This window comes from uncultured Methanobrevibacter sp., assembly GCF_902771435.1.
In the GTDB taxonomy this organism is placed as follows: Archaea; Methanobacteriota; Methanobacteria; order Methanobacteriales; family Methanobacteriaceae; genus Methanocatella.
Genome location: NZ_CACXXB010000050.1, coordinates 1 through 7,731 on the forward strand (window position 1 = coordinate 1; position 7,731 = coordinate 7,731).

Here is a 7,731-nt window from a genome sequence, read left to right on the forward strand (position 1 = left end):
TTCAGGCACTGAACGTCAGATACTACAAAACAGACGACGAACTGGTGGAAATGATATTCGGTAAGGTGGAATAATGTCAAAATTCTGTCCGTTTTGCGGCGAGGAACTGGTTGATGAAGCAAAATTCTGCAAAAACTGCGGAAAGGATGTAAGCGGATATAGCACCACACCGAACACATCCCAGAACAATTATTCATACCGTCCTCCGGCCACAGAAAACAGCCATACCGTGGCAGTGGTTCTAGGTTTCATATGTGCAGTTCTGATTCCCCTTTTCGGTTTTATCTTTGGAATATATCTGGTTACCCGAAAAGACAGCTCAAATGCAAAGACATACGGTATTGTAATTATTGCACTGTCTGTAATAGTATGGATAATCAGTTTCATGATGGGCATGATGATGTATTAACGAGGCTATTTTGAGTGTTTAAGATGTACGGCAATCTGAATAATTTATCCGAATATGTCACTCCAGACATAGAAAAGCGGCAATTGATAGATGATATTTTTCCGAGAGAAAAGGTTTTCTATTCCAGAAAAGCCTTCAGGCTGGAAAATGCCGAGCACCGCGAAATTGATTTTATGGAGGATGCCTGTCTGTGCGATGCAGTTGCAGACATCGAACTGACCAAAATATGTCCCAAATGCGGTGAGAAGTATCCTGAATATGAAAACTTCTGCTTTGAGTGTAACGTGAAGCTAAAGGACATTGAAAGCTTTGACGTTAAAGCCATAACCGTTGAGCATGAATTCACATTCACCGGATCTGAAACATTGGATGAATTTGCTGACATTCTGACCCAGGAAAACCTCATAAGAATAAATGATTTTCAATTTGAAATGGCCGATTTTGACAAAATCATCAAAAGCATACAATCCACAGCACTTAAAAATCTGGACAAGGCAATAAAGGACAATAAAATCAGACTGGATGATTTGACAATTCTGGAAAAGGTGATTCTATTTACAAAAGCATTTGTCGATGTCGAATACAAATCATATGGGGCAGAGCTTGGCTATTACAGCTTCAACAAAATCCATGTTGATGACAGGCAGCTCGATTCACTCCAGATTACCACTATGCTTCATGAGCTGACACACTTCTTAAATAAGGAAATGCTGACACATATCCTATGCAATCTGCTTGACGTGTCAAAAACCAGGGAGATGGAATCAATAATAGCTTTCATATTATCATTCAGCAGCGAAAATTGCCTGATTGATGAATATGCAGCCCATACAGTTGAGGGTCGTTTCACTCTCTTCGGATATCAGGACTACTCATCATTTTTAAGCATACAAAAGACAATAGAAAGGACTGATGCAAATGTAATAAAAGGCATTATGGAATCCTTCATCGATGACGATTTGCTTTTTGAAATCAAGGCACAGTTCCGCCAGGACATTCTCGATGACCCGAACTACGCACAGCTGAGACTTGAAAACTGCACCCTGCTGAATGATGAAGGACTTTTAAGGGCAATTCAGTTTGTTCTTCTGGAAGGCTTTGCCGCAGCTTCTGCAAATATCGGAAAACTGATGGAAATAAACGAGATGTGGTAAATTTTAAAAACTATATGGATAATGATTATTATGAATATCAAGGAAAGAATATTGGAGCTGAACCGCCAGCATACAGGAAATGAGGTTGAGGTCAAGGATCTGCTTATGACCATCATCACAAAATACCAGCTTTTTGAGCCATGCATGTATCTTGGCGAAGACGAGGAATGGGTAAACCTGTCAATGATATCCGTTGAGGATGAAAACGTTTCACAGGCAATTTCCGTTAAAAAAAGCGAAATAACAATGCTCGGCATTTTCAACCGTGAAGAAATCGAAGTGACTATACCTAATCTGAACCCAGAGGACTTTTACCAATGAAGGAAATGTTTTTGGATGAGGACTTTGACGTTGAGGATACCTCATCAAAAATCAATTCGCTGATGTCACAGTGGTCAATTCGCTTTCTCGACATAAACGGTCCGAACTGGGTGGTCTACAATCAGGACATGGAAATCAGATACGTATTTCTCTTTGAAGTTGACTTCAACGACATTGAAACAAGAATAAAGCTTGAGGATTTGAAACTTAACGTCATCCATCACATAGAAAGCCTGAAGGACGATACGACATACAGGGATAACCTTATAAATTCCGTATTCATTGACTGAAAAAAATAAAAAAAGAAGAATTAAACTTAATTAATTCTTGTGTTGTAGTATCTTACACCATCCTGGTCATAAGTGTACCATCTGTTAACCTCTTGATCGAATTTTTCACCGATTACAGGCACATATTTGTCTGTTTGAGGGTTATAAACCTTATAGGTGGTGTTAGTGTTGTTTGTAGTATTGTTTGCCCTTAGGGAGTTGTCTCCAACAATAGTGGTGTTGTTAGCCTTATCTACATCAATAACAGTTTTGTTCTGGGTTGTGTTGGTGATGTTGCCCAAAGCATTTTGACTGTCAGTTGTGTAGATGAATGCGGCAACGGCTGCCAGAGCAATTACCAATATTACAATAGCGATTAATATTATATTTTTTTTATCAACCATAATATTCACCTATTAATTATTTTTATTTAAACTACTATTTAACAGTTCTTTAAACAATTCTAACTAATTTTTAGTCACTGTAGTCATAATCATCAATTATCATGTAGTTGAACTGCGGATGTTTGGATTTGATTTCATCATAAACCTTGCTTTTAATCTCCTCACGGTCCGCACTGAAATCCACAATCATGTCAACGGTTATCAGATTGTCCTCCTCAAACACAGTAAATGCGTGAATTTCCTTGATTTCAGGATATTTCCCGATGATTGTTTCCAAATCTGAGCGGATGTCAGTGTACTTTTCGTTTTTTGCATAGATTCCTATTCCTGTAAGGGCAACATTGAACTTGTCATATATCTGAAATGTTATCTTACGGGTGAGCTTCTGGATATCAATGGCGGACAAGCCGTCATCCACTTCAATATGCACTGACCCCTGCATTTCCTCAGGTCCGTAGTTGTGAAGAATCAAATCGTATGCTCCGTAGACTCCCGGAAATTCACAGATGGACTGTTTTATGTCATGTGACAGTTTTGAATCGATCCTGTCACCGAGCATGCTGTCGACTGTTTCACGAATCATGTCAATACTTGCCTTGATGATTACCAATGCAATGATTACCCCCAATATTCCCTCAAGGGATATGTGGTAAAACATTGATATGATGGCCGCAACAAGTGTGGCAAAGGATAAAATCCCGTCAAAGAATGCGTCGCTTCCGGAGGCAACAAGTGCCTGTGAATCAACGCTTTGCCCTACGCTTTTTACGTATTTTCCCAAAACGAATTTCACGACAACCGCAACGGCAATGATGACAAGTGAAACTGTTGTATAGCTAGTCACGTCCGGATGGAATATTTTAGGAGCGGATTCTGTAAGTGCAGTAATTCCCGCCCACAGCACGATTGCGGCAATGATGATTGATGTGAAATACTCGATTCTGCCGTATCCGTATGGATGTTCGGCGTCCGGCTTTCTTCCGGCAAGTTTGGTACCGATGATAGTGATGATTGAGGACAATGCATCTGTCAGGTTGTTTACGGCATCCAATGTAATTGCAATGGAATTTACAAGGATTCCTATTGTGGCCTTGAATGCTACAAGGATAAGGTTGACTACAATCCCGATTATGCTTGTTCTGACGATTATTTCCTCTCTTGACTTTTCACTTTTCTCAACGTTTTTCATGATTTTAGATATATTTTTCATTCTATTAAAAATGATGATAAATAAAACATATTAACCATTAGAGATAAATATATCCATACATACTATAAGGTGTAATATAATGTATAAGAAAATTTTACTTCCCACTGATGGTTCAGGATATGCCGAGCAAGAAGTTGAAAGAGTAACAAAACTGATTGCAGATGACGGAGAAATAATCATACTGTCCGTTGCAGGAAAACTGACCTCAAGCGCTTTTCAAAGCAGAAAAAAAGTCAAGAAACTCAATCAGGTATTGAAAAAAGAGGCCGATACAGCTGTTGCAAATATGGAAAAGCTGTTCGATCCATCACTGAACGTTAAAACCATGGTAAGGACAGGTTTTGCGGCCGAAGTTATCAATGAGGTTGCAGAAGAGGAAAACGTTGACCTGATAGTCATCTCATCTTCAGGTAAAAGCGGACTTCACAAATTCATTTTAGGCAGCGTTGCAGAAAAGGTTCTAAAGAATGCTGATGTTGATGTTTTATTAGTTCATAATAATTAAAAAGGGTGATTTGATGGATAAGACAAGAACTGTAATCGTAGCTGTTGTTGTTATACTACTGATAGCTGCAGGGGCATTTGCTTATATATCAGCCAATAGCCACAATACCAAAATCGATGTGCTGAGCAATACTACCTTAAAGAACGGCGATTCTATAAGAATCATGCTTACCGACGAGTACAGAAACGCCTATCCAGGCGAAGTGGTCTACTTAAAGATTCTGGATGAATCCGGATGGGCCCACAAGTATGAGGTTACAACCGATGACATGGGTGAAGGTTCAGTAGAGCTTCAGGGCCTTGACAACGGTAACTATACCCTTCACTGCAACTACAACGGTACAATGTTCAACAAGCCGACACATAGCTTGACCGATCTTAATATCAACGACGGATTAGGATAATCGCCTCATCCGTTCAAACTATTTTTTTTACTATAAATTCCAGGTGTGCGTATGGTAAAGGTATCTGTAATAATGCCTGTTTATAATGCTGAAAAATTTCTTGATGAAGCAGTAAGCGGAATCCTGAATCAGACACTGACAGATTTGGAGCTGATATGTGTTGATGACGGTTCCACAGACAATTCACTCAAGATACTAGAGGATTATGCATCTAAAGACAGCCGTGTTCAGGTATACCATCAGGAAAATGGCGGCGGAGGAGCCGCAAGAAACAGGGCTTTGACATACACTACCGGAGAGTACCTCTATTGCATGGATGCAGATGATCTGATTGAGCCTTTTGCACTGGAGGAATGTTATGAACTTGCAACACAAAAGGATGTTGACTTCATAATGTTTCAGGCAAAAAACTATAATATGGAAAAGAACACCTACAACAACATAAAGATATTTGAAATGGACAACATTGCAGACAAGGTTGGCGAATCCGTTTTTTCATACCGAGATTTGGGCGACCTACTCTTCGATACCTCTTCAACGCCATGGAGCAAATTCTACAACCTTGATTTTGTAAAAAGAACCGGGGCACAGTTTGCCGAAGGCCTTATCTTTCATGACAACATATTCTGGTGGGACATACTGCTTAATGGAGAGAGAATATATTTCTACAGGAAATTCCTATACATCAGAAGAAACCATTCCGAATCATCAACACGTGCAGGAGACAGGCGTTATTTTGACGCAATTACCATCTCCAACATGATATGGGACATATTTATCCGCCACAATCAGTTTGACAACTACAAGAAAGGGCTGGGCATGAGGAAATTCGATAAGGTCAAGCACTGGTATGACAGAATCCGGGATGACCTTAAGGAGGAATATTTCCAGGCGATGAAAAGCGACTATGAAAAGATAGCCCAGGACCAGCAATTCGTTGACGGTTTCGTTCCAAGTATAAGCAAAAAAAGCAAAAAAATATTCTTCAGTACTCTTAAAGCCCGAAATCATGAGGAATTTGATGAACTTATGAAGAGCAAAAAATCATCAAAACAAAAGGAAAAGCCAAATAAATTTAAAAGGATTTTAAAAAGAATATTGAAATAGGTGTCGATAAATGATTAAAGTTTCTGTTATAATGCCGGTATACAACGCCGAAGAATATCTGGAGGAATCAATAAACTGTATTTTGAACCAGACCCTGACAGATCTGGAGCTAATATGTGTTGATGACGGGTCAACCGATTCATCCCTTGAAATCCTCAACAGATTCAGGGATATGGACGACCGTGTTCAGGTATACCATCAGGAAAACAGGGGCGGAGGAGCTGCAAGAAACAAGGCTCTGACATATACAACAGGAAAGTATCTATACTGCATGGATGCCGATGACATGATTAAGCTTGACGCACTGGAAAGGCTTTATGATGTGGCTGAGGAAAAGGACGTTGATTTTGTAATCTTTCAGGCCATAAACTATGACGACGAGCGTGGGGAATACTACCGCCATTTCTATTATGACATGAAGAAGGTTGCCAAAAGGGCCGGAGATAAAGTATTTGACATGGATGATTTGGGCGATTATATCTTTAAGGTATCAGTAACACCATGGTGCAAGCTCTACAACCTGGATTTTGTTAAAAGAAGCGGCGCGAAGTTTGCCGAAGGCCTTATTTTTCATGACAACATATTCTTTTGGGAGATACTCTTCAATGCAAAGAGAATCTATTTTTTAAAGGAGTGCCTTTACATCAGAAGAAGGCACATCAACTCATCAACCGGAGCCAAGGACAAGCGTTACGTAAGCACAATCATGATAAACAACATGATCATTCAAAAGTTCATTAATCATGGCTATTTTGAGAAATATAAGGCAAGACTTTATGACAACAAGATGAATTCAGCCTACAGAAGATACAAAGAGGTCAAGGACGAATACAAACCATATTTCTACGGTGAAATGAAGAAGGATTTCACAAAAATGGTAGGTCATGAGTACTGCGATGAATTTTTAAAAATCATTGAAGAGCCGAACAGACAGAGATTCGAGGACGTTGTAAATTCAAAGGATTATGAGGAATTTGCAAAGCTGTATGAGGCTCATGAAGTGAAAAAGGATGCTTTAAACCAGCCTTCAAAAAATAAGGAAAATGTATTCAAAAGAATATTTAGGGCTTTACGCGGTTGAACAGCCTTTTGAATTTTTTTAATTTACCGTTCTTATCCTTTTTCTTGGATTTCTTGTCTTTTTTTGCGGATTTTTTAGCCTTTTTCTCATCTATAAATACCCTTTCAACATTTTTTATATTGAATTCTGATTCATAAGGGTCTTTTTTGGCATTGTACAGATTCTTTTTGGCATATTCTTTGATTATGTTTATTGTAATCTCATTCGGCAATGGGTTGTGGGGTTTTTTGGCGTCCTGACCATAATAAATCAGGTTCAAACCGTTGAAATATTCATGGTCATAATAGCTGGAAAGCAACGGTATTGTCTGGTTGATGATGTCGTTTTCTGACTTCACGTTAACGTAATATGTGATGTGGGGTGCATATTTTTCCCTTCTGAAAAGTTCCAGGGTATCCAGCCTGTACATTATCCTGTTGATTATCTCGACCTGGCTTAAACCGTTGAATGACTTGAAGTTTGCCTTGAATGCCATGTTGACAAGTCTCGGATAATAGTTTAAAATAAAGAACTGTGCATTGTTTACAACCACTTTTGAATTTTTAATGAGTGTTGCAAAGCATACTGAAACGTATCCCCCTCCGCTTGAGCCGAAAAACAGTATATTTTCATTGGCTACATTCTGATTGACGGCCAGTTTTTTAATGATTTCGGATGCTGTTTCAAGATACCAGTGGTCTTCGACTCCAATGAACCATCCCAGCTTGATTTCATCATTTAAAAAGAGCATCGGATCTGCTAACGCTATTGTTGATTCGTCAAAGTATTTGTGCCATTTCCATCTTGAAAAAAATGGAGGAACCTTCAGTTCTCCGGAAGATGTTGTCTTGTCCCTGTCTGATGCTCCCGGAGGAAAACAGATGAAATT

The 7,731-nt window shown here is 39.1% G+C and carries 11 protein-coding genes; 8 read left to right on the plus strand and 3 right to left on the minus strand.

All coding sequences use genetic code 11. From position 1 onward, the window contains the following. Positions 1-73: 73 nt before the first annotated feature. The 4 genes from QZU83_RS09555 to QZU83_RS09570 are packed head-to-tail and all read left to right on the plus strand — an operon-like array spanning position 74 to position 2,174. On the plus strand, positions 74-409 hold the full coding sequence (locus tag QZU83_RS09555) for a zinc-ribbon domain-containing protein (protein ID WP_295611772.1): 336 nt from the start codon (positions 74-76) through the stop codon (positions 407-409). A 14-nt stretch (positions 410-423) separates the two neighbouring features. Then, on the plus strand, positions 424-1,563 hold the full coding sequence (locus QZU83_RS09560) for a zinc ribbon domain-containing protein (RefSeq protein ID WP_295611773.1): 1,140 nt from the start codon (positions 424-426) through the stop codon (positions 1,561-1,563). Between the two features lie 30 nt (positions 1,564-1,593). Beyond that, entirely contained in the window at positions 1,594-1,884 is a 291-nt protein-coding gene (locus QZU83_RS09565) for a hypothetical protein (protein WP_295611774.1), read from the plus strand. After that, the gene (locus QZU83_RS09570) at positions 1,881-2,174 is read left to right on the plus strand and encodes a hypothetical protein (protein WP_295611775.1); all 294 of its coding nucleotides are present in this window, start codon (positions 1,881-1,883) and stop codon (positions 2,172-2,174) included. The genes QZU83_RS09565 and QZU83_RS09570 overlap by 4 nt, the downstream gene beginning before the upstream one ends. A gap of 26 nt (positions 2,175-2,200) precedes the next feature. Here QZU83_RS09570 and QZU83_RS09575 read toward each other — a convergent pair whose 3' ends face one another. After that, on the minus strand, positions 2,201-2,557 hold the full coding sequence (locus QZU83_RS09575) for a hypothetical protein (RefSeq protein ID WP_295611776.1): 357 nt from the start codon (positions 2,555-2,557) through the stop codon (positions 2,201-2,203). Positions 2,558-2,627: 70 nt separating this feature from the next. Beyond that, positions 2,628-3,746 (minus strand): cation diffusion facilitator family transporter, encoded by a 1,119-nt coding sequence (locus tag QZU83_RS09580; protein WP_295611777.1) that lies wholly within the window; start codon positions 3,744-3,746, stop codon positions 2,628-2,630. A gap of 100 nt (positions 3,747-3,846) precedes the next feature. Here QZU83_RS09580 and QZU83_RS09585 point away from each other — a divergent pair, with 100 nt between their 5' ends. The 4 genes from QZU83_RS09585 to QZU83_RS09600 are packed head-to-tail and all read left to right on the plus strand — an operon-like array spanning position 3,847 to position 6,863. Beyond that, the gene (locus QZU83_RS09585; protein ID WP_295611778.1) at positions 3,847-4,272 is read left to right on the plus strand and encodes a universal stress protein; all 426 of its coding nucleotides are present in this window, start codon (positions 3,847-3,849) and stop codon (positions 4,270-4,272) included. Positions 4,273-4,285: 13 nt separating this feature from the next. After that, on the plus strand, positions 4,286-4,675 hold the full coding sequence (locus tag QZU83_RS09590; protein ID WP_295611779.1) for a hypothetical protein: 390 nt from the start codon (positions 4,286-4,288) through the stop codon (positions 4,673-4,675). A 51-nt stretch (positions 4,676-4,726) separates the two neighbouring features. Further along, positions 4,727-5,782 (plus strand): glycosyltransferase, encoded by a 1,056-nt coding sequence (locus QZU83_RS09595; RefSeq protein ID WP_295611780.1) that lies wholly within the window; start codon positions 4,727-4,729, stop codon positions 5,780-5,782. Between the two features lie 10 nt (positions 5,783-5,792). After that, positions 5,793-6,863 (plus strand): glycosyltransferase family 2 protein, encoded by a 1,071-nt coding sequence (locus tag QZU83_RS09600; RefSeq protein ID WP_295611781.1) that lies wholly within the window; start codon positions 5,793-5,795, stop codon positions 6,861-6,863. Here the strand turns inward: QZU83_RS09600 and QZU83_RS09605 are convergent. Beyond that, a partial coding sequence (locus tag QZU83_RS09605; protein ID WP_295611782.1) for a hypothetical protein occupies positions 6,844-7,731 on the minus strand: 888 nt, incomplete at its 5' end. The two genes, QZU83_RS09600 and QZU83_RS09605, sit on opposite strands and share 20 nt — an antisense overlap.